This is a genomic window from Aliirhizobium sp. YIM B11859 (assembly GCF_057163345.1).
Genome location: NZ_JBXHAY010000007.1, coordinates 275285 through 301311 on the forward strand (window position 1 = coordinate 275285; position 26027 = coordinate 301311).

Below are 26027 nucleotides of genomic sequence, written 5' to 3' on the forward strand. Positions count from 1 at the left end.
AGGGAAATCAACCGTGCTGGCAAAAGCCGGCACAGGTAGGGAGACTATCAATGAAACGTATGCTTACTCTTGCTGCCGCAGCACTTTTGTCGGCAACCATGTTTGCCGGCGCTGCCAGCGCCAAGACTTTCGTGTTCTGCTCGGAAGGCTCTCCGGAAGGTTTTGATCCAGGCCTCTACACCGCCGGCACGACCTTCGATGCTTCTGCACACCCGATCTACAACCGCCTGCTTGAGTTCAAGCCGGGCACGACGCAGCCGGAAGCCGCGCTCGCCGAGAGCTGGGACATCTCGTCCGACGGCACCGTCTACACCTTCAAGCTGCGCAAGGGCGTCAAGTTCCAGACGACGGACTTCTTCACCCCGAGCCGCGAGCTGAATGCTGACGACGTGGTCTTCTCGATCGGTCGCCAGATCGACGAAAAGAACGCCTGGAACAAGTATATCAACGGCGCTACCTGGGAATATGCCGACGGCATGGGCTTCCCGAAGCTGATCAAGTCGGTCGAGAAGGTCGATGACCTGACCGTCAAGATGACGCTGAACCGTCCGGAAGCACCGTTCCTCGCCAACCTCGCCATGCCGTTCGCATCGATCCTGTCGAAGGAATATGCAGACAGCCTGGACAAGGCCGGCACCAAGGAACAGCTGAACCAGAACCCGGTCGGTACCGGTCCGTTCACCTTCGTCGGTTATCAGCAGGATGCCATCATCCGCTACAAGAAGAACGCCGATTACTGGGGCACCGCTCCGAAGATCGACGATCTGGTTTTCGCCATCACCACCGATGCTGCGGTTCGTTACCAGAAGCTCAAGGCCGGCGAATGCCACCTGATGCCGTATCCGAACGCTGCCGACGTCTCCGCGATGAAGGCCGACACGAACCTCAAGGTCATGGAGCAGGAAGGCCTCAACATCGCCTACCTCGCCTACAACACGACCCAGGCTCCGTTCGACAAGGTTGAAGTCCGCAAGGCGCTCAACATGGCCATCAACAAGAAGGCCATCGTCGATGCCGTCTTCCAGGGCATGGCAACGCCGGCAACCAACCCGATCCCGCCGACCATGTGGTCCTATAACAAGGACATCAAGGACGACGCCTACAATCTTGACGCTGCCAAGAAGATGCTGGCCGATGCCGGCGTCAAGGACCTCTCCATGAAGGTCTGGGCAATGCCGGTTTCGCGTCCCTACATGCTCAACGCCCGCCGCGCTGCCGAAATCATCCAGGACGATTTCGCCAAGATCGGCGTCAAGGTCGAGATCGTCTCCTACGAATGGGCTGAATACCTGCAGCGTTCGAAGGACAAGAACCGTGACGGCGCCGCCATCATGGGCTGGACCGGCGACAACGGCGACCCGGACAACTTCCTCGACACCCTGCTCGGTTGCGATGCCGTCGGCGGCAACAACCGTGCGCAGTGGTGCAACAAGGAATTCGACGGTCTGGTGAAGAAGGCCAAGTCGACCTCCGACCAGGGCGAACGCACCAAGCTCTATGAAGAAGCGCAGGTCGTCTTCAAGAAAGACGCTCCTTGGGCAACCATCGACCACTCGCTCGCCGTCGTTCCGATGGCCAAGGGTGTGACCGGCTTTACCCAGAGCCCGCTCGGCGACTTCACCTTCGAAGCTGTCGACATCGCCGAGTAATCGGAAGCCAACACAACTTTTTGCCGCGGGACGCGTTGCGTTTCCCGCGGCATTTTCTTATGAGATGCCCAAAAATGTGGCGGTGACGCCGAGATGGCCCGGTCCATGGCTTGACAAAAGCCGGAATCGGACCAGCCCCTTTCCGCAAAGGTTTAAAATGTTTGGCTTCCTTCTGCGGCGCCTCGCCGTCCTGATCCCGACCTTCATCGGGGTCTCCATCATCGCCTTTTCCTTCATCCGGCTTCTGCCGGGCGATCCCGTCGCTCTTTTGTCCGGCGAACGTGTCATGTCGCCCGAACGCCACGCGCAGATCAGTGCGCAGCTCGGCTTCGACAGGCCGGTCGTCGTACAGTATTTCGATTATCTCGGCGGCGTCCTGACTGGCGATTTCGGCACCTCGATCGTTTCCAAGAAGCCGGTACTCGACCAGTTCCTGACGTTGTTTCCGGCCACGATCGAACTGTCCTTCTGCGCCATCATCATCGCCATCGCGCTCGGCATCCCGGCCGGCATGATCGCCGCCATGAAGCGTGGCTCGATCTTCGACCAGGGGCTGATGGGCATTGCGCTGGTCGGTTATTCGATGCCGATCTTCTGGTGGGGGCTTTTGCTGATCATCCTGTTTTCCGGCATCCTGCAATGGTTCCCGGTTTCGGGCCGCATCTCGCTGATGTTCTTCTTCAAGCCGGTCACCGGCTTCATGCTGATCGATAGTCTCATCTCCGGCCAGAAGGGCGCCTTCTCTTCGGCGCTCAGCCATCTGGTGCTGCCGTCGATCGTGCTTGCCACCATTCCGCTGGCCGTCATCGCCCGCCAGACGCGCTCCGCCATGCTGGAAGTCCTGTCGGAAGATTACGTCCGCACCGCCCGCGCCAAGGGCCTGTCGCCTTTCCGCGTCGTCGGCGTGCATGCCCTGCGCAATGCGATGATCCCGGTCATCACCACGGTCGGCCTGCAGGTCGGCGTCATGCTGGCCGGCGCCATCCTGACGGAGACGATTTTCTCCTGGCCGGGCATCGGCAAATGGATCCTCGATAGCGTCTTCCGCCGCGACTATGCCGTCATCCAGGGCGGGCTGCTGCTGATCGCCGCGATCATCATGACGGTCAATCTCATTGTTGATCTGCTTTACGGCCTGATCAACCCCCGTATCCGACACTGATCCGCCGAGAAGAAGGAGAAAAATCCCATGGCTGATACCACCACCGCCATCAAGAGCGCAGCGGAGCCCGTCTCCAGCGCCCAGATGCGCCGCCAGATGCTCAAGGAGTTCTGGTTCTACTTCTCCGAAAACCGCGGTGCCGTGATCGGCCTGTTCGTTTTCACCTTCCTCGTTCTGGTCGCCGTGCTGGCGCCGATCATCGCGCCGCATTCACCGTTCGAGCAGTATCGCGACGCGGTGCTGAAGCCGCCGGTATGGGCCGAAGGCGGCAGCGCCACCTATCTGCTCGGCACCGATCCGGTCGGCCGCGACATTCTTTCGCGGCTGATCTACGGCGCCCAGTATTCGCTGTTCGTCGGTCTCGTGGTCACCACCCTGTCGCTGGTTTCGGGCATCGTCGTCGGCCTGCTCGCCGGTTATTACCGCGGCTGGCTCGATACGATCATCATGCGCCTGATGGACATGATCCTCGCCGTGCCGTCTTTGCTTCTGGCGCTGGTTCTGGTCACCATCCTCGGCCCGGGCCTCAACAGCGCGATGATCTCGATTGCCGTGACGCTGCAGCCGCATTTCGTCCGCCTGACGCGTGCCGCCGTGATGGCGGAAAAGACCCGCGATTACGTCACCGCCGCCCGTATCGCCGGCGCCGGCCCGTTCCGCCTGATGTTCCGCACCATCTTGCCGAACTGCACCGCACCCTTGATCGTCCAGGCGACCTTGTCATTTTCCAACGCCATTCTCGATGCGGCAGCCCTCGGCTTCCTCGGCATGGGCGCCCAGCCACCGACACCCGAATGGGGCACGATGCTGGCTGAAGCCCGCGAATTCATCCTGCGCGCCTGGTGGGTCGTCACCTTCCCGGGTCTTGCAATTCTCATCACCGTTCTTGCCATCAACCTGATGGGCGACGGCCTGCGCGATGCGCTTGACCCGAAACTGAAGAGGTCCTGATCATGGCACTTCTGCAAATCGACAATCTCACCGTCGAATTCGAAACCGCGACCGGCTGGTTCCGCGCTGTCGACGGCGTTTCGGTCTCGGTCGACAGAGCCGAGGTTCTGGCGATCGTCGGCGAAAGCGGCTCCGGCAAGTCGGTCTCGATGCTGGCCGTCATGGGCCTTCTGCCCTGGACGGCGAAGATCACCGCCGACCGCATGCTGTTCGAAGGCCGCGATATTCAGAAGCTTAGCCCGGCCGAGCGCCGCAAGCTGATCGGCAAGGATATCGCGATGATCTTCCAGGAGCCCGTCGCCAGCCTCAATCCGTGTTTCACCGTCGGTTTCCAGATCGAGGAAGTGCTGCGCATCCATCTGGGCCTCGATAAAAAGGCCCGCCGCGCCCGCGCCATCGAACTGTTCACCCAGGTCGGCCTGCCGAACCCGGCCGAGCGAATGAACAGTTTTCCGCATCAGATGTCCGGCGGCCAGTGCCAGCGCGTGATGATCGCCATCGCGATTGCCTGCAACCCGAAGCTTCTGATCGCCGACGAACCGACCACGGCGCTCGACGTGACGATCCAGAAACAGATCCTCGACCTGATCATGGACCTGCAGGCGCGTACTGGCATGGGCCTGATCATGATCACCCATGACATGGGCGTCGTCGCCGAAACAGCCGACCGCGTCGTCGTGCAATACAAGGGCCGCAAGATGGAGGAGGCCGACGTGCTGACCCTCTTCGAAGACCCGAAAAGCAATTATACCAAGGCGCTTCTGGCGGCCCTGCCGGAAAACGCCACCGGCGACCGCCTGACCACGGTATCGGCCTTTTTCGACGGCAATCCGGAACCGGCACCTTCGGCAGCAACGAGCGGAGCATCCGCATGAGCGACAAGATCACCAAGGCCGAAACCGGCAACACCATGCTCGAAGTCCGCAACATCAAGCGCGACTACGACCTGCCGGCCGGCTTCATGAAGCCGAAAAAGACAGTCCATGCGGTCAAGGGCGTGTCCTTCAAGCTGGAACGCGGCAAGACGCTGGCAATCGTCGGTGAATCGGGCTGCGGCAAGTCCACGCTTGCCCGGATGATCACCTTCATCGACGAACCGACCGCCGGCGAACTCATCATCGACGGCCAGACGATGGATACCCGCCCGGGCCATCTGACGCCGGAAATGCGCCAGAAGGTGCAGATCGTTTTCCAGAACCCTTATGGCTCGCTCAACCCGCGCCAGAAGATCGGTGACGTTCTGGGTGAACCGCTGGCGATCAATACCTCGATGTCGGCCGCGGAGCGCCGCGAGCGCGCCACCGACATGCTGGTCAAGGTCGGCCTCGCGCCGGAACATTACAACCGCTATCCGCACATGTTCTCCGGCGGCCAGCGTCAGCGCATCGCCATTGCCCGCGCGCTGATGATGAACCCGAAGCTTCTCGTCCTCGACGAGCCGGTCTCCGCCCTCGACCTCTCGGTCCAGGCCCAGGTTCTCAATCTCCTGGCCGACCTGCAGGACGAATTCGACCTGACCTACGTCTTCATCAGCCACGACCTTTCGGTCGTGCGTTACATCGCCGACGAAGTGATGGTGATGTATTTCGGCGAGGCGGTCGAATACGGCACCCGCGACGAGGTGTTTTCCGCCCCCAAGCACGAATACACCCAGACCCTGTTCAAGGCGACGCCGAAGGCCGACGTGGACTCGATCCGCGAACGGATCGCAAAGAAAAAGGCGGCTTCCGCGGCTTGAGGCGACGATCTTGACACCACACTGACCGTCATCCTCGGGCTTGTCCCGAGGATCCAAGCACCTAGCGACAGGCCGCAACCTTGGCGGATGCGCGGGACAGGCCGAGCAAAGCGGAACAAACCTGCTGTCTTGCCCGTAGCCGATCCCCTCACCAACAAAATCTAGCACTTAGCTTCGCTAAGATGCTGATTTTGTAACCTCTCCCACAAGGGGAGAGGGAAGGTCCGAGCAAGCCTCCCCGGCATCTCTACCCTTGTGGGAGAGAAAGCGATTTCAACATCTTAGCCAACGGCTAAGTGTTAGAAATCGCAAGTGAGGGGATCCTGCGTTACCCCCCGCCAACCTACTCCACAAACACCCTGACCGTCGCAGCTCTCCCTGCCGCATCGATCACCGTCAGCGTCGAAAACCCCGCCCCTTCCGGCAGCCATTCATTCGTCCGGCGACGCGACAGGTCCGACAGCGGCTTGCCGTTGGCAAGCCACCGGAACGGCGGTCGGCCGCCCTGGAGTTTCAGCACCAGCGGCGAAATCTCCCCAGACAGAGCCCCAAGATCCACCTTGGCCCCTTCCGGCGGATAAACGATCTGCGGCGCCGCCTCGCGGATGCCTCCGCCGAGAGAGGACCGGATCAGCCCGCCCGCCGTCATCGCAAACCGCCTTTGCCCGATCGGCAGGTCGGATTGCGACAGCCGCACAGCCCCCGCTGGTGCAGCCGGATGCGGCGTTATCGGCACGCCGGAACGCGCAAACGCCTCGAACAGGATCGGTGCCGCGGTCATGTAACCGGCAATGCCCGGCACCGCGCCATTATCCGGCCGCCCGACCCAGACACCCAGAACATAACGCCCGTCATAACCGACCGACCAGGCATCCCGGTACCCATAGCTGGTGCCCGTCTTGTAGGCGATGCCAAGTTTGCGGCTGCCGGTTGGCGGCAGCACGTCCGAGAGAATGTCGGTGACGTTCCAGATCGCCTGGGGCTCCAGCAGCGCCTCGTTATCGAGCATGGCAGGTTTCTCATCGATCCCATTGCCGAGCCGCACCGGCTGCCCGCCATTGGCAAGTGCGGCATAACTCTGCACCAGATCTTTCAGCGTGATGCCGACGCCGCCAAGCCCGATCGCCAGCCCCGGCGCCTCGTTCACAGGCAGAACGGGCCGCACATCGGCGCGGCGGAAGCGGATCATCAGCCGCGATGGCCCGACCGCATCGAGCAGCCGCACCGCCGGCACATTGAGCGACAATTGCAGAGCCTGGCGCACCGTCACGTCGCCCTGATAGGTCATGTCGAAATTTTTCGGCCGGTAACCGAAAAAATCCGCCGGCCGGTCCTCGATCATCGTTTCCTGGGAGACCAGCCCCTGTTCGAAGGCAAGCCCGTAGATGAACGGCTTCAACGTCGAACCGGGCGAGCGCAACACCCGCGTCATGTCGATCCAACCGGAACGCCCGGCATCGAAATAATCCGCCGAACCCACCTCGCCGACGATCTGACCGGTCATCGCATCGGCCATCACCATGGCAAGCGAGACTTTCGGCGCAAGCTTGGCGGAAGCCTCCCGCGCCACCTCCTCCAGCTTTTGCTGGATATTGCGCTTCAGCGTGCTGCGATAGTCCTGCGCCTTGGGCTGTTTGCGGATCGCGGCTTCGGCCAGATGCGCCGCATAGGCCGGCAATTGTTGCCTTTGCCTCGGCACCGGATCATTCGCCGCGCGTTCCGCCTCGCCCTCGCCCGTCACCTCGACCACGGCCGGACGGGTCAGAACCCTATCCCGCGCGGCGAGCGCCGGTTGCAGCTTGCGGTCAGGCCGGCGCGTTTCCGGCGATTGCGGCAGGGCGACGAGAAGTGCTGCCTCCGCCACCGTCAGCCGTTTCGGCTCCTTGCCGAACCAGGCAAGGCTTGCCGCCCGCACACCCTCCAGATTGCCGCCATAGGGCGCGTGGGTGAGATAGAGGTCGAGGATCTGCTGCTTGGTCAGCCGCCGCTCGATCTGCATGGCGCGGGCGACCTGCAGGAGTTTTGCCGAAAACGACCGTGTTTCGCGCGGCTCGATCAACCGCGCCACCTGCATGGACAAGGTCGAGGCACCCGACACGATCCGGCCATTGGTGATCAGCTGCAGGGCAGCGCGCCCGATCGCCATCACATCGATGCCGCCATGTTCGTAAAACCGGCGGTCCTCATAGGCGACCAGCATGTTGAGGAATCGCGGATCGACATCCCCGACCGAAGTCTTCAGCCGCCAGCGCCCTTGCGGCGTCGCAAACGCCCGCAGCAATTGCCCATCCGCATCCAGCACCTCGCGCGACGTGATCGTGGCATTCTCAAGCGGCGGCGGATAGGCCCGATCGGCGGCATCAAGACCGACGACGGCGCAAGCTGCCAGAAGAAGGCAGGCGCCAAGTCCGATCGAGATTTTCCACCTGCGCTTCATGCGGGTTCTTTTTGTTGGCCAGAAACTGATTGCTTTGCGAGGAATGCCGAGACCACACGCAAGCTCTGCACGCCCGGCAACGTTAGCCCCTCATCCGCCGGCCGGCACCTTTTCCCCGTAAACGGGGCGAAGGAGATATGCCGCCCCCTCTCCTTAAATCCTCTGCACCGCGTGGGGCACATCCCCTCTCCCCGTTTACGGGGAGAGGGGATGTGCAGCTTGCTGCGCTCTGGGTGAGGGGCAGCGGCTCCCTCAAAGCCGGAGTGAGCACACCCTCACTTCATCCCCACAACCTCCATCTTGCCCATCGCCGTCCGGGCCGAAAACTGCGGGCGGTACATGTCTTCCACCTGCGCCGCCGGATGGTCGTAGACGCCGGGCGTCACGGCGCGCACGACATAGGCGAGCGTGATCTCCCGATTGTCGCCCGCATTGCGGTCGAAGGCCGCGACGAAGCGGTCGTTGCGGAATTCCGTATGCGCCGCCTGCACTTCCTCGATCCAATCGAAATTGGCAAGATTGGCGCTGTTGACGATCGACGGATTGTCGATTTCCAGACCGGCCGGCAAAAGATCCGTCACGATGATCCGCGACGGCCAGTCATTGGTTTCGGTGATTTTCAGCACCGCGACATAACGTTCGTTCTGTTTCGCCTCGCTGACACTCACCTCTTCGCCGGCCATCGTGTAATAGCTGCGCGAAATCTCGAACCCGTCGCCACCGGCCGGCAGCGGCGTGGCGGGGGCGGCAACCGTGGTAATCGCCGCCGATAGCGGGTCGGCGCTGTCATTGCGCACCGTCAGCGGATGGTCGAGCAGCACATCGCCGGCCATCTGCGACATCAGCGTGCCGTTATGGGCGGCACCGTTGACGTTCAGACGCATGCTGTCGTCACCGGTCTGAAGCGCGCGGGCGGCGAGCAGCATCCATGTCTGTTCCTGGGTGCTGGTATATTTCTTCGCCGCCCATTCCCTGGCAACCACATCGGCCAGCGCCGGCACGATCGGCGGCACCGGACGGCTTTCGGCGGCGAGCGCCAGCACCGCGGCACCGTCGCGCAGCGACGAACCGTAATCAGAGCGGGCAAGGCTCACCTTATGGACCTGCGCATTTTCCGACATCTGCAGCGCCGCATTGAAGATCGTCTTCGACCGCTGGCCATCGCCGTAAAGCGATAGCGCTGCTGCGATATGCGCCTTGGCAAGCGGTGTCGGGAAATCGTTGATCAGCGTGTCCGCGTAATAGCGCAGATCGCTGATCGCCGCCTTGCGATTGCGGGACAGAACATAAAGCGCATAAGCGATCTGGTTGCCCTGGTCGCGCACATTGGTTGTGTAGGCGAGCGTGTTCTGCAGATTTTCCAGCGCCTGCACCAGAGGCTGTTCCGGCACGTCGTAACCCTGTTCGCGGGCCCGCGACAGGAAGTCCGTCACATAGGCATCGAGCCACAGATCGTTGCCGGCGCCATCCGGCCCCCAGAGGCCGAAACTGCCGGCTGATGCCTGGAAGGACAGGACACGATAGATCGCATCCTGCACCCGCTTCTTCACCGCGGCATCATCGGTCAGCCCATTCTGCACCGCCATTTCGCTGAGATACAAGAGCGGCAGCGCCCGGCTCGTCGTCTGTTCGGCGCAACCATAGGGGTAACGGTCGAGGCTCATCAACAGCGCCGGAATATCGAACGCGTTGGACCGGCTGACATTGACGCTGACCGAGGCGCCCTGAAGCACGCTGTCGGCGAGAAGATTGCCGTCTATGGTCACGCTCGCCCCCGGTTTCAGATCGACGAGCCGCCGTTCCGTCACCGGCATGGCAGCCGGACGAACCGGGATGGTCAGCACCTGAGTGACCGACAGGCCTGATGTATTCGCAAGCTTGATCGATACCCTGCCGTCGCCGGGTTCGATGCCTACCAGCGGCAGGGTGACGCTGATCTTACCCCCGGCAGTCAATTCCACCGGCTTGATCGCGCTCTGGCCGACGGCCACCGCATCGCTCGTCTCTATGGTGAGATTGTAGCTGCCGGCCGGACCATCGGTATTGGCGATATCGAGCCGCAGGTTGCTGTCGTCGCCCGGCGCCAGAAACCGCGGCAGACTGGAGGTGATGACGATCGGATCGCGGATGATCACATCCTTGACGCCGTGCCCGACGCCGGATTTCGACCAGGCGACGGCCATAACCCGCGCCGTGCCGTTGAACTGCGGAATGTCGAAGGAGACGTTCGCTCTGCCCTGCGCATCCAGTTTCACCGGGCCGGAGAAGAAGGCGACCAGCTTTTCCTTCGGCGGGCTTGCCTGCAGCGCCATGCTGCCGCCATCGCCGCCGGTTCGCAGACGCCCGGTGGCACCCAGCGATCCATCGATCAACCGGCCATAGATATCGCGGATTTCCAGCCCCAGACGGCGCTGGCCAAAATACCAGTCATCGGGTGCGGGCGGCTCGTAACGGGTGAGATTGAGAATGCCGACATCGACGGCGGCAACCGTTACATAGGCATCCTCATTGGCGCCGGCACCGGCCACCTGCAGCGAAAAATCCAGCGGCTGGCGCGGCAAGGTCTTGTCCGGCGCATCGATCGCGACGGAAAGATCACGGGCTTCCGGATCGACCTTCAGCCAGGTAATGCCGATCGCCCGCATCGGCATGCGGCTTTCGCGCGCCTCACCGGGGCGATAAAGCGTTGCCGTGACATAGGACCCGGCACCCCATTCCTTGGTGACGGGAATATCCACCTCGCCGCCGGTCTCGGACAGGCTGGCGGTCTTCACCGAGATCAGTTCCTCGGAACCGGCCATCACCATCAGCTCGCCGGCATAACGCGACGAGATTTTCAGTTTAGCCGTATCGCCGATCTTATAGCTCGATTTGTCCAGCGCGATTTCCAGCGCATCCGGGGTTTCGGTCGAGGTGGCGGTGACGAACCAGCCGGCATCGAATTCGACGCTGGAGGCCGGGCCGCCATTATCCGCCGTCTCAACTTCCAGCCGATAACGGCCCCATTCCACCGGCACGGACACGCGCCCGCCATCCGTCGTCACATCGACGCTGCCGTTGGCAACCTGTTTGGTGCGGGTGATCGGTTCGTAACGCCAGGATGTGCCCTCGCGATACCACTGGTAATCCTGCTCGACCTTGACGAGCTTCCACGGCAGGCCCTTCAACGCCTGTTTGGCGCCGTCCGCATTGACCAGGATGACGTTGAAATTTCCGACAGCCCCTTCCGGCAGGTCGCCGGAAAATTCCGGCTTGATGCCGATCCGCGGACCATCCGCCTTGACCGGCAAAGACAGGTTGCGTTCGATCGCCCGGCCGCCCGTTTCCTGCATGCGCACGACGATATCGGCATTGATCAGCTTGGTGGTGGAGGGAAGCTCGGTGACCTCGGCATCGAACTCGGCCTTGCCCTCTTCGTCCGTCTCGGAAAGTGCATCGAGCGGAAGCCGCACGGTTTCCGTCTCTTCCTCGTCCGCAAGGCCGAACTGATAGCCCGGAAAGGCCGCATTTTCACGCGTCGGCTTCAAAGCTATCTCGCCTTCGAGCCCAAGACCCGCAGCCGGCGCGCCATAGAGAAAACGCCCATCGATGGAAACCTTAGCCGGCTTACCGACAGCGATTTCCGTCGCCGCACTTTTCATGTCGAACTCAATACGGTCGGGCACGAAGTCATCGACCAGAAACGTCTTTTCGCCGATCGCCGAGCCTTTGGGGTCAGTAAACACCTGCATCGTCCAGGTGCCGCGCATCGATGTGTCCTGAAGCGCGAGATCGAGCGTATAGCCGCCAAGCGCGCCGGTCTTCACCATCCGCCGGTCTTCCACGCCATCGGGGCGCAGGAAAACGAAGGTGAGCGGCAGGTTGTCGATCGCGGTGGCATCGACATTGCGGGCCAGCGCGCTCGCATGCACCACCTCGCCCGGCCGGTAGATGCCGCGTTCCGTCCAGGGCAGAAGATCGATCGCGCCGGGTGCCGGACGCCCCGTCACGCCGCGGTCGGAAAGATCGAACCCGGCGCGGGTCATATCGAGGAAGACATAGTCTTGCCCATTGTTTTGCGCCGTCAGCACAGCCGGGACCATTGCCGCGGTGCCGCGCATCAGCCCGGCGGTGAAGGTGGCGCGGCCATCCGCATCGGTCTTGGCGGTGCCGAGCACTTCATTGTTCTTGGCAAGCAGCTGCAGGTCGACGCCGGCAATCGGTTTGGCCGAACCGAGCGAACGGGCAAACACAGTGAGCCCATCCGTGCCGGCATAGGTGGTGAGCCCGATATCGGAAACGACGAACCATTGCGTTGCCTTGTCGTCATATTCCTGCGCGATGGCATTGGCGGCGGAAGCGGTCATCACATAAACGCCCGGCTTGCGCTGCGGCAGCGCTTCATCGACCGGGAAACTGGTGGTGACGTCCTTGTTCAAATCCTGGCCGAGATCGATCGTTCCCTGCCAGACGAGTTCGCCGTTTTCCTGCTCGATCCGGTCTGCAGTATAACCGCTCATCTGGGTGAGGAACTGCGAATTGGTCAGCAGCGGCGCGATGTTGCGGTCGCCGATCCGGTAAAGCTTCAGATTGGCGCGTTCGGTATTGACCGAAACGATCGGAATGCCGCGCCGCGCGGTCGACGGCAGCACGAAACTGTCGCCGGTAAACCGCACCGTCGGCGAACGGTCTTTGACGTAGAGGTCGAGATCCACCTGCGCCGTGAGCGGCTCATCGACCGACGACGGCAGGCCGCGGCGCAGCGACAGCTTGTAGCGCTGGCCATGGGTCAGGCCCTCGACGCAGATCTGGCTGTCCTTGGCCTCCATCGCCTTCGGCGCCTGCCCGTCCAGCGTCACGAAAGGCGCATAATCCGTGCCGGCCTTGATCAGCGGTTCGGAAAACTGCACGCAGGCGCGCGGATTGGCGCTGTCGGCATCGACCGTATTGCCGGTGACGCGAAAACCCTGCCGCTCGCGCAGATCGTTATAGGCAGCCTGCACCGTGCGGGCGCTGGCAAGCGCAAGGCTCTGTTTGTAGGCGGTCAGCGCCTGGCGATAATTCTGCTGCTTGGCAAGCGCTGCCCCCAGCACGCCAAGAGCATCGGCTCTGGTCTGCGTCGTGCGCGACATCAGGTAACCGTTGATCGCCGCAAGCGTGCCTTCGCTGTCGGCGGTGGCATTGTTCTTGGCGATGCCGGCAGCGCGCGACAGCGCGATCCACAGATCGCCGTCATCAGGCGTCAGCGACAGGGCACCCTTGTAATTGTAGATCGCCGTATCGACCCGGCCGGCAAGCAGTTCGCTTTGCGCGATCGTTTTCAGGTTCTCGATCCCGTAACCCTGCTGGTTGTCGCCGAGTGCAAGGCCATCCTTTTGCTCGCGCGCCTGTTGTAAAAGCTCGTCGGACAGGAAGGTCAGGCGCGGCGGTGCGCCGATATCCGGCTGGGCCGCCACCTCGACGATCTTGCCGGCGATAGCACCGGCAAAGCTGTTGAGCTCACCATGGTCGGATTTGAGAAAACACCATTTGGCTTTGACGTTATAGGTGAAGGCGCGGCACTGGTTGTCGCCGATACAGGCAGTCGAGCACTGATCCTGGCTGACATTCTTGACGGTCCTGAGATCGAAGCCGGTATAGTCGCTATCCACGGCCGTCTCGATCCGCCGTTCGGCCGCCAGAATCGGCAGGGCCATCATCAACGATGAGAAAAGCAATGCGGAAAAGCCGAAGATCGCGCGCCTAGACATGGTCAGTCTCCCCCGTGGCAGCCTCGGATGCGCCTTTGTCCAATGTGAGCGCGCGCTTGTCAACGAGAGTTGCAAGCGTCGCAAACGGAGCAATTCAAACCAAAAGTGGCGCGGTGAGAAAACTGCTCACCGAAAAGCTGTGCCAGAAATGCGATCTCGCGCAGCCTGATGTTGGTGGCGGACAGACAGTCTTGTGATGTAGAAGGCAGTCGATATGGCAATTCTGAACGTATTCAAGAACAAGCGCGCCGACGACAGGCCCGAGCCCAGAAGCTTCGGCGGGCTGCTCGGTGGCTATTCCATCGAGGTCATGCCGCGCACGGCGGCCAAGATCGACAGTTTCCGCGAATTCTTAGCTCCCGGCACGCGGGTCTATATCGCCCATATCGACGGCACCCCGATCGAGGACATGGTGGCAACGGCCAGACGCCTGACCGACGAAGGTTATGCCGCCATGCCGCATATCCCGGCCCGCAGCATCCATGGCAAGGCGATGCTGGAAGACTGGATCAGCCGTTATCACAACGAGGCCGGCGTCAGCCAGGCCCTGCTTCTGGCAGGCGGTCTCGCCTCGCCGGCCGGCGATCTGGTCAGTTCGCTGCATCTGATCGAGACCGGCCTTTTCGACCGCTACGGCTTCAAGCGCCTGCATGTCGCCGGCCACCCGGAAGGCAACAAGGATATCGACGCCGACGGCACGACGCTGCTGGTCGACGAGGCGCTGAAGTTCAAGCAGGCCTATTCCGAGCGCAGCGATGCGGAAATGGCGATCGTCACCCAGTTCGCCTTCGACGCAAAGCCGGTCATCCTCTGGACCGAACGGATTGCGGCGGCCGGCGTCAAGCTGCCGATCCATCTTGGCATTACCGGCCCGACCAAGCTGCAGACCCTGATCAAGTTCGCCATCTCCTGCGGCGTCGGCCCGTCGCTCAGCGTGCTGCAAAAGCGGGCGCTGGATCTCAGCAAGCTGCTGACCCCTTACGAGCCCGATGAATTCCTGACCGAGATCGCCGATTACAAGGCCACCCATCCCGACAGCCTGATCGAGCAGATCCACGTTTTCCCGCTCGGCGGTATCCGCACCAGTGCCGACTGGATGAATGACCGGATCGGCGCCAGCCGGACGCTGACTGCCTGATACCTCGGCAGGTGGCGAAACGAAAAACGGCGCGATCCGAAGACCGCGCCGCTCAATTTTTCCGGATAGATCCGATCGTCAGCCTGCGACGTAGGGCATGACCTCATGCGCACCGCGCCAGATCATCTCGGCCGCCACATAAAGGATGACGGCGAGGCCGACATAGGCGATCCAGCGATGTTTGTTGAGCAGGCGGGCAATGAAGCTCGCCGCAATGCCCATCAGCGCAATCGACAGGACCAGGCCGAAGATCAGCACTTCGGGATGTTCATGCGCGGCACCGGCGACGGCCAGCACGTTGTCGAGCGACATCGAAACGTCGGCGATGACGATCTGCCAGGCAGCCTGGGCAAAGGTCTTGCGCGGCGCACCGCCGGCAACAGACCCATCGGCATTGAGATCGCTGTTGGCCAGCGCCTCGTTTGCCTCGTCGTCATGCGCATGCGGCGACCTGAGTTCGCGCCACATTTTCCAGCACACCCAGAGAAGAAGCACGCCGCCGGCAAGCAGCAGGCCGACGATCTGCAGAAGCTGCGTGGTGGCCAGCGCAAAACCGATACGCAGAACGGTGGCGGCGATAATGCCGACCAGAATGGCCTTGGCCCGCTGGTCCTTCGGCAGTCCGGCAGCCGCCAGACCGATGACGATCGCATTGTCGCCAGCCAGAACCAGATCGATCATGATAACCTGCGCGAGGGCGGACAACGCCTCCGGCGTAAAAAATTCCATCATACGACACCCTATCTTAGATGGGGTGCCCCATGTCCTGACGACCCTTGGGCACGGGTTGCGGGACGAAACCACGCAATACGTTCATTCCTGGACCAAAAACCATCACGACAACGGGCACCGATATTGGACAATCCAGTCCGACATCACAGTTCTTCAAGCGAACTGCCAGAGGGGCCCGGTCCTGGTCGACCGAGATTTAGCGCCGCCTTTCATGAAACTCAAGAGGCCAGCTCACGAAAGCGTGGGCGTGCCGTGATCTGCGACGACATCACGGCAGCATGTATCCGCCGGCTTTCAGGCCGCGATGCGTGGTTTCTTCACTTCGGCAGCCGCTTTTGCAAGCTGTCGAGGATTCGTTTGCCGAGCGCCTGATAGTCCTCGTCGAAATGGTGGCCACCGTCGATCGGCACGGTTTCCACACCCGATGCCTTCATCGCCGGGCAAGGATCGTCATCCTCGTCGGTGCCGTAGATACACTGCACCAGGCTGCTTTTGATCTTGGCGATATCGTCCGTGGTCGTGCCACCTTCTCCGGCTCCGGCCATGCCCAGCCAACCGGTGACGGAAATCTCGAAATCGACTTCCTTCGACAGCGCCATCAGCGAAAGCTGCTTCACCTTGCGCTTTTCGGCCTTGGGGAGAAGATTGTAGGAGGCCGGAATGACATCCGCCCCGAACGAATAACCGATCAGCACGACATTCGAGACACCCCACTGGTCGGTATAGGTATCGATGATGCGCTTCAGATCGTCGGCGGTCTGTTGCGGTGTCCGCTTGGTCCAGAAATAGCGCAGCGAGTCGACGCCGATCACCGGCACACCCTGCGTCTGGAGATATTCGCCCAGTTCGCTGTCGAGGTCGCGCCACCCGCCATCGCCGGAATAGATGATCGCCATCGTATCCATCGTCGGCTTCGCCTCCAGCACGGAAAGCGGCAGATCGAGCGCACCCTCGGATTTTCCGGTCGACAGCTGGTCCTGCAGCCAGCTGTCCAGATAGTCCTCGGCGTCGTCGGAGGTTTCCTTGACGACGATATCGCTATGGGCCTGCTTCAGGCTCAGGGCATGGGTCTTGCCCGCCTGATCGGCCTCCGGCGTGAAAGCGACCGTGACCGGTGCCGGCAGGGCACCGTCGGTCAGGCCATAGACAATGCCGGTATCAGTCACCCGCTTATCGGCCGGCGTGCACAATTCCTTCTTCAGCGGAATGATCTCGGTCGGATCGACGGAAATCGCACCGCCGATCGTGGCGAACGGCGACTGCGCGATCATCGCGAGCGCCAGCGCGCCACCTTCTTTCGCACCGGCAAGGATCGGATGCCGGTATTCGCGATTGCCCAGCCGCCGCTGCACTTGCTGCGAAAGATCCTCGATATCCGAGATCATGTAGATGCAGTCGCCATCATCGACCGCAAGCGACTGCATATAGGACGGAAAATCGATGCCGACGACGGCTGCACCGCTATCGACAAGCTCTTTCGCCTCGGTTTCCTCGGCAGCTCCCCAGCCCTTGGCATCGGAGATCAGGAAGACCATGCCGGCAAGATCCTGGCCCTGCGGCAGGTAGATATGCGGCGAGGGAATGAGCCCCGTATGATAATCCTGGCCTGCGGTCGGGGCAGACGTCGGATCGGCGGCCTGGCCTGCAGATGGGGCCTGGACCTGCGCCGGGGTTTGGATCTGCGGCTGGCTTTTGGCCGGATCCTGCGTCTGGGCCTGGCTGGTCGACGTGGCAGCGGCGCTGAGGCCGAGCGCAAGAACCATGGAAAGACGTAGTTTCATTTACCGACCACTCCTCTTAATCCGCCGCCGATCAGAAGCGTTGCATCCATCATCGCCACGGCCGGGCCGATGCCCGATACGGCAAGATAACGCGGTTCCCATCGCGGCTGGAACTTCGACTTGAAGGCCTTGAGGCCCTTGAAATTATAAAACCGCTCGCCGTGCTCGAAGATCACGCTGCCGATCCGGTCCCAGGCGGGTGCCGACTCGCGCTGCGCCATGCCCGAGAGCGGTGCCATGCCGAGATTGAACTGGCTGAAACCGGTATCCCTCAGATATTCCATGATCTTGACGAAAAGAAAGTCCATCGACCCTTTCGGCGCGTCCGGGGCAAACCGCATCAGATCGACGGTCCCTTCCTGCTTCGTGCCGGTCACCGCAAGCGTGGCAAAGGCAACGATCCGGCCTTCCTTCTTGAGCATGGCAACCGGCTGGGACAGCACGTAATCATCCCGGAAGGCACCGAGCGAAAAGGTCTTTTCGCGCGTATTGTGCTCATCAAGCCATCCGTCGGACACGGCTCTGAGATCATCAATATAGGGCGGGACTTCCTCCGGCTGCAGCATCTCGAATTCGAGGCCTTCGCGCACCCCCTTGTTGATCGCCTGACGCAATGCGGCAAGACGGCTGCCCTTCAGGTCGAAACCGGAGAGATCCACGACCGCCAGCTCGCCGAGCCGGAAGGCGCGCATGCCGGCATCCGTACAGTGGGCAAGCAGGTCAGGCGAGATCTGGTAAAATACAGCCCGGCCGCCGCCGGTTCTGGCTTCCTCGACGAAACGCCAGACCAGTTCACCGACTTCACTGCTCGGCCCGACCGGGTCGAACAGGGCAATCCACGACCGCCCCTGGATGCCATACATGATGAAGGCCTTGCCGCTTTCGGAAAACATCAGCCGCTTGTCGCCCATCCGCACCAGATTGGCATCGGCAAAATCCTGCGCCATGGCGATATCGGTAGCCTGCACCAGTTCATCGGCGGTGGAGGGCTGCGACCGCTGGACTGCCGGCCGCAACAGGCTGAAGATCGATACTGCTGCCGCGACGATGGCGATGCCGAGCGTTGCACGCAGGCCGCGCGGCGCCTCAGCCGAAAACTCGAACTGCCACCACAATTCGCGACTGTAATCGACCTCGCGATAGACGAAGAACAGGATGGTCGTTGCAGCCGCAACCAGGATCAGCATCGCGACGATCCAGGGCGGCGTCAGCGCCTGGCGCAGCATCGAGGCCGGTCGGTTGAACTGGCGCGCGCTGAGCAGCAATCCGGCAAGCAGCACGGCAAGGAAGATCGCCTCGAACAAGGCCAAAGCCTTGACCAGCGAAAACAGCAGGCCGAGCGCCGTACAGACGAGCGCCGTCCACCAGGCTCCGTCGAGCCGCTGGGCAATGCCGCGTGCCGATATGAACAGCAGGATGCCGACGACGCTGGAGAGGAAATGCGCCCCTTCGACCAGCGGCAGCGGCATGAAGTCGCCGAGAATATCGAGATTGAAGTCAGGGGTCGGTGTCACGCTCGACAGAACCAGCATCGCACCGGCAATCAGCGAGAACGCGGACAGCAACAGCGGCGCCAGCCGGAATTCGAGCTTGCGCAAGGTCGAGGCGACCGGATGGTTGGACAGCTGCCGTGCTTCGAGAAAGATGACGAACAGCGTGGCGATGACCAGCGGCAGAACGTGATAGATCACCCGGTAGAGAACGAGACTGCCGAGAACCTGGTCGATATCGACCGTATTGCCGAGCGCTGCCACGATGACGGTTTCGAACACCCCGAGACCCGCCGGGACATGGCTGAGCACGCCGGCGCCGACGGCCGTTGCATAGATGGCGAGGAAGGACGGCCAGCCGAGATCGGTATGCGGCAGGAGAACGTAGAGAACCGATGCCGAGGCGGCGATATCGAGTGCCGTCACCAGAAACTGCTGCGACGACGTGCGGCTGTCCGGCAGGCGCAGATGCACCTTGCCGAGCGTGATCACCCGTCCATCGCGGCCGATGAACACCAGAACGCTCAAGCCGATGATGATGACGAGGGCAACCGCGCGGATGATATTTTCGTCGATGCCGATGATCTCGCCCATCCTCGGCGCGGTCACCATGCAGGCAAGTGCCGTGACCGCCAGAAGGCCGATGCCGAAGGCGAAGGTGACGAAGGCAATGACGCGGCCGATATCTTCGGGAGACAGGCCCAGCCGTGAATAACCGCGAAAGCGGATGGCGCCGCCGCTCAGCGCACCGAAGCCCGCCGTATTGCCGACCGCATAGGCGCTGAACGCCGTCATTGCCACGGGCACGGGCGGCAGCTTGCGGCCGATATAGTCGAGCGCATTGAGATCATAGCCGATCAACGCCGCGAAGCTCAGTCCGGTAAAGAAGATCGCCAGCGCGATCGACGACCATTGCGTCGACACCAGCGCCGCGATGACGTCGTCATAACTGACCTCGGTCGTCAGCGCATAGATCGCAAACGAGGTGAAGCCGAACACCATGAGCACGACAAGGGGAACGACGATGCCGCGATGGTCCTGAAAAAACTCTCGAACGCGACTGTAGCGACTATTGGACGTCATATGCTGCTTTGCCTCAAAGACAAGCTGGGTGATCGGGAAGTGGAAATTGCGCAGGGAAAAGCAGTTCGATCAAGGCTTAAGTGTGTCATTCGGCTGCCGTAGTTACCGATAGCACCACCACTGCCCGAAGAAATGCACGCTGCCGCTGTAGCAAAATCCTGCCGCTGCCGGGAGCTGAAATAAAAGCTTACCTCGAGACGAATGTGATCCAGCGGGCCGGCACCATGGTCGGAAAAGCCGGCTCGACGTCAATGCCTTCCATAAACGGCCAAGGGGCGCTTGCGCGCCCCTTGGCTGATTTCAGTCGGATCGGTGGCGGTTAGCGGCGCTGGTTGTAGACGTCGACGCAGACCGCACCAAGCAGGACCAGGCCCTTGATCACCTGCTGGTAATCGATGCCGATGCCGAGGATCGACATGCCGTTGTTCATCACGCCCATCAGGAAGGCGCCGATGACCGCACCCGTCACCTTGCCGACGCCGCCATAGGCAGACGCGCCGCCGATGAAGCAGGCCGCAATGACGTCAAGCTCGAAGCCGGTACCGGCCTTCGGCGTGGCGCTGTTGAGACGCGCGGCAACGACGAGACCGGCGAGAGCCGCCAGCACGCCCATGTTGACGAAGGTCCAGAACACCAGGCGCGTGGTCTTGATACCCGAAAGCTCGGCTGCGCGGGCATTGCCGCCGACGGCATAGATCTGCCGGCCAAGGATGGTGCGGTTGGTGAAGAACCCGTAGGCGACGATCAGCACCGCCATGATGATCATCACATTCGGCAGGCCGCGATGCGAGGCAATCAGATAGGCGACAAAGGCGATGGCGGCAAAGACGACGACATTCTTGCCGATGAAGAAGCCCATCGGTTCGCTTTCGACGCCATGCGACACGCGCCGCGCGCGGCTGCGGAAATTCTGCCAGACCATCAGCACCGCAAGCAGGATACCGATGATGAAGGAGGTCAGATAGATGCCGCCATCCGACGAGATGAGCTCGACCAGATAACCGGAAGACAGTTTCTGGAAGATCGGCGGGAACGGACCGATCGCCTGGCTACCGAGGATGGCGATCATCAGGCCGCGGAACACCAGCATGCCGGCAAGCGTGACGATAAAGGACGGTATCTTGAAATAGGCGACGAAATAACCCTGGATACCGCCGATAATGCCGCCGACCACCAGGCAGGCGATGATCGCAAGCCAGATATCGATACCCCAGCGCACCATCAAAAGACCGGCCAGACCGCCGATAAAGCCGGCAACCGAGCCGACCGAAAGATCGATATGGCCGGTGACGATGACCATCAGCATGCCGAGCGCCATGATGACGATATAGGCATTCTGCAGCACGATATTGGTGACGTTGAGCGGCTTCAGAAGAATGCCGTCGGTCATGACCTGGAAGAAAATGACGATGACGACCAGCGAAATCAGCATGCCGTAATCGCGAAGATTGTCCTTCCAGAACCCGGTGCCCGCCTTGGGAGCGACAACTGCTTCCTGTGGAGTACTCATGGATTATCTCCCCTTGCGGCGCATGATGGCGCGCATGATATTTTCCTGCGTTGCCTCTTCGCCGGCCACTTCGCCGACGAATTCGCCTTCGTGCATCACCATGATCCTGTCGCATGTGCCGATCAGTTCCGGCATTTCCGACGAGATCACGACGACCGCCTTACCGGCATCCGCAAGTTCGTTGATGATCGAATAGATTTCGTATTTCGCCCCGACATCGATGCCGCGCGTCGGCTCGTCGAGGATCAGGATATCGGGGCTGGTGAACAGCCATTTCGACAGCACCACCTTCTGCTGATTGCCGCCGGAAAGTTTTCCCGTTTCCTGATAGACATTGTGGCTGCGGATCCGCATCCGGGCGCGGAACTCCTGCGCCACCTTCATTTCCTTGATATCGTCGATCACACCGGAAGACGAAACGCCGCCGAGATGCGCCAAAGACACGTTCTTGCGGATGTCTTCGGCAAGGATCAGGCCGAGATGTTTGCGGTCTTCCGTGACATAGGCGAGACCCGCCTTGATCGCCTTGTGGACGTCGGACGTATCGGCGGCCTTGCCGTGGATCTTCACAGTACCGGTAATGTCGCGGCCATAGGTACGGCCGAACACGCTCATCGCAAATTCCGTGCGACCGGCGCCCATCAGGCCGGAAATGCCGACGACTTCGCCGGCCCGCACCTTCATCGACACGTTCTTGACCATCTGCCGGCTGGAATGCTGCGGATGGAAGACCGACCAGTTTTCAACTTCGAAGATCACCTCGCCGATTTTCGGCGTGCGTGCCGGATAACGGCTTTCGAGATCGCGGTCGACCATGCGGCGAACGATCTCATCCTCGTCGACCGCACCTTCGTGGCAGTCGAGCGTGCCGACGGTGCGGCCGTCGCGCAGAACCGTAATGCGGTCGGCGACTTCGGTGATCTCGTTCAGCTTGTGGCTGATCATGATCGAGGTGATGCCGTTGCGGCGGAATTCCTTGAGCAGCTCGAGCAGGGCCGCGCTGTCGGTCTCGTTGAGCGACGCCGTCGGCTCATCGAGGATCAGCAGGCGCACATCCTTCGACAGCGCCTTGGCAATTTCGACGAGCTGCTGCTTGCCGACGCCCAGATTGGTGATCAGCGTTTCCGGCACCTCGTTGACGAGGCCCACCTTGGCGAGCAGCGCCTTCGTCCGCCTGTAGCGTTCGTCCCGGTCGATGACGCCGAATTTCGACGGCGCGTTGGCGAGAAAAATATTCTCGGCAATCGACATCAGCGGAATGAGCGCAAGCTCCTGATGAATGATGATGATGCCCAGCTTTTCGGAATCATTGATGTCGCGGAAATGCCGCTCCTCGCCGTCGAACAGGATCGATCCCTCGTAGGAACCGTGCGGGTAGACACCCGACAACACCTTCATCAACGTTGATTTGCCGGCGCCGTTTTCGCCGACAAGCGCGTGGATTTCGCCTTCCCGGACGGCAAAGCTGACATCGGAAAGCGCCCTGACGGCGCCAAAGCTTTTGGAAATGCCGCGCATTTCAAGGATCGGCGGTTTTTCCGCCGTGGACAATACGGGATCAAGCATGACAACTCCCAATATAATGAGGCCGCGCGACGGGTTCGCCGCGCGGCCGTATCGAATTACTTGAGCTGTGCTTCTGTGTAATAACCGCTCTTGATCAGGAGATCGACATTGGTCTTGTCGATCGCGACCGGCTTCAGAAGGTACGACGGCACGATCTTGTTGCCGTTATTGTAGGTCTTGGTGTCGTTGACCTGCGGTTCCTTGCCGTTCATGGCAGCATCGACCATGTCGACGGTGACCTTGGCGAGATCGCGGGTATCCTTGAAGATCGTCGAATACTGTTCGCCGGCAATGATCGACTTGACCGAAGGAACTTCGGCGTCCTGACCGGAAACGAACGGCATCGGCATGTCGCCGGAGCCGTAACCGACGCCCTTGACCGACGACAGGATGCCGATCGAGATACCGTCATAAGGCGACAGGACGGCGTTCAGCTTCTTGTCGGAATAGGTCGACGAGAGGATGGCGTCCATACGCGACTGCGCGGTTGCCGGGTCCCAGCGAAGGGTGGCGACCTTGTCCATGCCGGTCTGTCCGGATCCGACGACCAGCGTGCCCTTGTCGATCAAAGGCTGCAGTACGCTCATTGCGCCGTCATAGAAGAAGTAGGCGTTGTTGTCGTCCGGCGAACCACCGAAAAGCTCGATGTTGAACGGGCCCTTTTCGGTGTCGGCCTTGAGTGCCTTTACCAGCGTGGTGGCCTGCAGAACGCCGACCTGGAAGTTGTCGAAGGTCGCGTAATAATCGACATTCGGCGTATCGCGGATCAGGCGGTCATAAGCGATGACCTTGATGCCGGCAGTGTGGGCCTGGGCGAGAACGTCCGACAGCGTCGTGCCGTCGATCGAGGCGACCACGAGCACCTTGGCGCCCTTGGTGATCATGTTTTCGATCTGCGCCAGCTGGTTCGGAATGTCGTCTTCCGCATACTGAAGATCGGTATCGTAACCGCGCTCTTTCAGGACCTTGATCATGTTGTCGCCGTCGGCGATCCAGCGTGCCGAGGACTTGGTCGGCATGGCAACGCCGACGAGACCCTTGTCAGCCGACCATGCGGGAGCGGCAACGGCCATCGAGGCCAGCATTGCCGCGGTTGTCAGAAGCTTCAAAATTTTCATAAGTACACTCCTCCAAAAAGGCGGGCTCCCAACGAGCCGCCGATCTCATCCCCTGTTGTCGGACGGCCTCCTGCCGTCCGACACTGACCGCGCGCGTCAGTGGTTGTCGCGCGGCAGTCCTTCGGTCTGCGCAATGCGCTGATATTTGACGGCCGGTTCCAGAACCGCGCCGGTTTCCATCTGCCCGACAATGCCGCGCTGGATTTCCTGCCATGGCGTCTGGTGCTTCGGGTATTTGAAGCCGCCATCGGCATCCAACTGGCTACGACGCGTCGCAAGCTCGTCGTCGGAGATCAGGATATTCGCTTCGCCGCGGCCAAGGTCGATACGCACCCGGTCGCCGGTCTTCAGGATGGCAAGGCCACCGCCGGCGGCCGCTTCCGGAGACGCGTTGAGGATCGACGGGCTGCCGGACGTGCCGGACTGGCGACCGTCGCCGATGCAGGCAAGCGAGCTGATGCCACGCTTCAGAAGATAATCCGGTGCCCGCATGTTGACCACTTCGGCAGCACCCGGATAACCGATCGGGCCGGCACCGCGCATGAAGAGCACCGTATGTTCGTCGATGCCGAGCGACGGGTCATCGATCCGGTGATGGTAATCCTCTGGACCGTCGAACACCACGGCCTTGCCTTCGAACGCCATCGGGTCCTTCGGGTTGGACAGATAACGCTCACGGAATTCCGGCGAGATGACGCTGGTCTTCATGATTGCCGACGAGAAGAGGTTGCCGCGCAGCACGCGGAAACCGGCGCGCTCCTTGAGCGGCTCTTCGTAACGCTTGATGACCTTTTCGTCCTCGATGATCGCGCCACGGCAGTTTTCGCCGATCGTCTTGCCGTTGACGGTCATCGCGTCTTCGTTGATCAGGCCCTGGCCCATCAGCTGGTTGACGACGGCCGGAACGCCACCGGCATGATAATAGTCTTCGCCGAGATATTCGCCGGCCGGCTGCAGGTTGACGAGCAGCGGCACTTCCTCGCCATAGGTCTGCCAGTCGTCGACCGTCAGTTCCACGCCGATATGACGGGCAAGCGCGTTCAGGTGGATCGGCGCATTGGTCGAGCCGCCGATCGCCGAGTTGACACGGATGGCGTTGACGAAAGCGTCCTTGGTCAGGATGTCGGACGGCTTCAGGTCTTCCTTGACCATTTCGACGATGCGAAGGCCGGTCAGATAGGAAATTTCCTGGCGGTCACGGTAAGGTGCCGGAATGGCGGCCGAACCGGGAAGCTGCATGCCGAGTGCTTCGGCAAGCGAGTTCATCGTCGTCGCCGTGCCCATCGTGTTGCAATAACCGGTAGACGGAGCAGACGAGGCAACCAGCTTGACGAAACCGGCATAGTCGATTTCGCCCTTGGCCAGAAGTTCGCGCGCCTTCCAGACAATCGTGCCCGATCCGGTGCGCTCGCCGCGGAACCAGCCGTTCAGCATCGGGCCGACCGACAGGGCGATCGACGGGATGTTGACGGTTGCCGCGGCCATAAGACAGGCTGGCGTGGTCTTGTCGCAGCCGATCGTCAGAACGACGGCATCGAGCGGATAACCGTAGAGCACCTCGACAAGGCCGAGATAGGCAAGGTTACGGTCGAGACCGGCGGTCGGGCGCTTGCCGGTTTCCTGGATCGGATGGACCGGGAATTCGATGGCGATGCCGCCGGCTTCGCGAATGCCTTCGCGCAGGCGCGTCGCCAGTTCGAGATGGTGACGATTGCACGGCGAAAGATCCGAGCCCGTCTGCGCGATGCCGATGATCGGACGGTCGGACTGCAGCTCGGCCTGGCTGAGGCCGAAATTCATATAGCGCTCGAGATAGAGCGCGGTCATGTCGATATTGTCCGGATTGTCGAACCAGGCGCGCGAGCGAAGGCGGCTTTTCAGGTTGCTCTTGCCGTCAGCGTGGGCGACATCGGTGGACGGAGTTTTTCCGTTACTTGTCATTT

General features: G+C 61.5%; 15 protein-coding genes. 6 read left to right on the forward strand and 9 right to left on the reverse strand.

Features of this window, described 5'->3' with window-relative positions; all coding sequences use genetic code 11:
• Positions 1-50 precede the first annotated feature (50 nt).
• From AC2GXZ_RS24720 to AC2GXZ_RS24740, 5 genes are all read left to right on the forward strand, one after another.
• On the forward strand, positions 51-1649 hold the full coding sequence (locus AC2GXZ_RS24720; RefSeq protein ID WP_483761870.1) for an ABC transporter substrate-binding protein: 1599 nt from the start codon (positions 51-53) through the stop codon (positions 1647-1649).
• A gap of 157 nt (positions 1650-1806) precedes the next feature.
• Positions 1807-2811 (forward strand): ABC transporter permease subunit, encoded by a 1005-nt coding sequence (locus AC2GXZ_RS24725; protein WP_483761871.1) that lies wholly within the window; start codon positions 1807-1809, stop codon positions 2809-2811.
• A 27-nt stretch (positions 2812-2838) separates the two neighbouring features.
• A complete protein-coding gene (locus AC2GXZ_RS24730; RefSeq protein ID WP_483761872.1) occupies positions 2839-3762 on the forward strand; it encodes an ABC transporter permease subunit in 924 nt (307 codons plus the stop codon).
• Positions 3763-3764: 2 nt separating this feature from the next.
• Positions 3765-4637, forward strand: coding sequence for an ABC transporter ATP-binding protein (locus AC2GXZ_RS24735; protein WP_483761873.1), 873 nt, complete (start codon positions 3765-3767; stop codon positions 4635-4637).
• Positions 4634-5500 (forward strand): dipeptide ABC transporter ATP-binding protein, encoded by an 867-nt coding sequence (locus AC2GXZ_RS24740; protein WP_483761874.1) that lies wholly within the window; start codon positions 4634-4636, stop codon positions 5498-5500. Before AC2GXZ_RS24735 ends, AC2GXZ_RS24740 begins: the two co-directional genes overlap by 4 nt.
• 343 nt (positions 5501-5843) lie before the next feature.
• Here AC2GXZ_RS24740 and pbpC read toward each other — a convergent pair whose 3' ends face one another.
• A complete protein-coding gene (gene pbpC, locus AC2GXZ_RS24745) occupies positions 5844-7937 on the reverse strand; it encodes a penicillin-binding protein 1C (RefSeq protein WP_483761875.1) in 2094 nt (697 codons plus the stop codon).
• A gap of 275 nt (positions 7938-8212) precedes the next feature.
• Entirely contained in the window at positions 8213-13666 is a 5454-nt protein-coding gene (locus AC2GXZ_RS24750; protein ID WP_483761876.1) for an alpha-2-macroglobulin family protein, read from the reverse strand.
• A gap of 214 nt (positions 13667-13880) precedes the next feature.
• Between AC2GXZ_RS24750 and AC2GXZ_RS24755 the strand changes: the two genes are divergently transcribed.
• A complete protein-coding gene (locus tag AC2GXZ_RS24755) occupies positions 13881-14804 on the forward strand; it encodes a methylenetetrahydrofolate reductase (RefSeq protein ID WP_483761877.1) in 924 nt (307 codons plus the stop codon).
• A 78-nt stretch (positions 14805-14882) separates the two neighbouring features.
• Here the strand turns inward: AC2GXZ_RS24755 and AC2GXZ_RS24760 are convergent, their stop codons facing one another.
• The 7 genes from AC2GXZ_RS24760 to AC2GXZ_RS24790 all read right to left on the reverse strand — a co-directional run bounded on the left by AC2GXZ_RS24760 (position 14883) and on the right by AC2GXZ_RS24790 (position 26025).
• The gene (locus AC2GXZ_RS24760; protein WP_483761878.1) at positions 14883-15536 is read right to left on the reverse strand and encodes a TerC family protein; all 654 of its coding nucleotides are present in this window, start codon (positions 15534-15536) and stop codon (positions 14883-14885) included.
• Between the two features lie 317 nt (positions 15537-15853).
• Positions 15854-17317 (reverse strand): virulence factor family protein, encoded by a 1464-nt coding sequence (locus AC2GXZ_RS24765; RefSeq protein ID WP_483761879.1) that lies wholly within the window; start codon positions 17315-17317, stop codon positions 15854-15856.
• Positions 17314-19890 (reverse strand): bifunctional lysylphosphatidylglycerol flippase/synthetase MprF, encoded by a 2577-nt coding sequence (mprF, locus tag AC2GXZ_RS24770; RefSeq protein ID WP_483761880.1) that lies wholly within the window; start codon positions 19888-19890, stop codon positions 17314-17316. Before mprF ends, AC2GXZ_RS24765 begins: the two co-directional genes overlap by 4 nt.
• Before the next feature lie 319 nt (positions 19891-20209).
• Positions 20210-21400: a multiple monosaccharide ABC transporter permease gene (mmsB, locus tag AC2GXZ_RS24775; RefSeq protein WP_483761881.1), complete on the reverse strand. Its 1191-nt coding sequence runs from the start codon at positions 21398-21400 to the stop codon at positions 20210-20212.
• A 3-nt stretch (positions 21401-21403) separates the two neighbouring features.
• Positions 21404-22966 (reverse strand): multiple monosaccharide ABC transporter ATP-binding protein, encoded by a 1563-nt coding sequence (gene mmsA / locus AC2GXZ_RS24780; protein WP_483761882.1) that lies wholly within the window; start codon positions 22964-22966, stop codon positions 21404-21406.
• 56 nt (positions 22967-23022) lie between these two features.
• Complete coding sequence (gene chvE / locus AC2GXZ_RS24785; protein ID WP_483761883.1) at positions 23023-24084, reverse strand: multiple monosaccharide ABC transporter substrate-binding protein; 1062 nt, start codon at positions 24082-24084, stop codon at positions 23023-23025.
• 96 nt (positions 24085-24180) lie between these two features.
• Positions 24181-26025 carry an IlvD/Edd family dehydratase gene (locus AC2GXZ_RS24790; protein ID WP_483761884.1) on the reverse strand — a complete coding sequence of 615 codons (1845 nt, stop codon included), beginning with the start codon at positions 26023-26025 and terminating at the stop codon, positions 24181-24183.
• Positions 26026-26027: the final 2 nt, after the last annotated feature.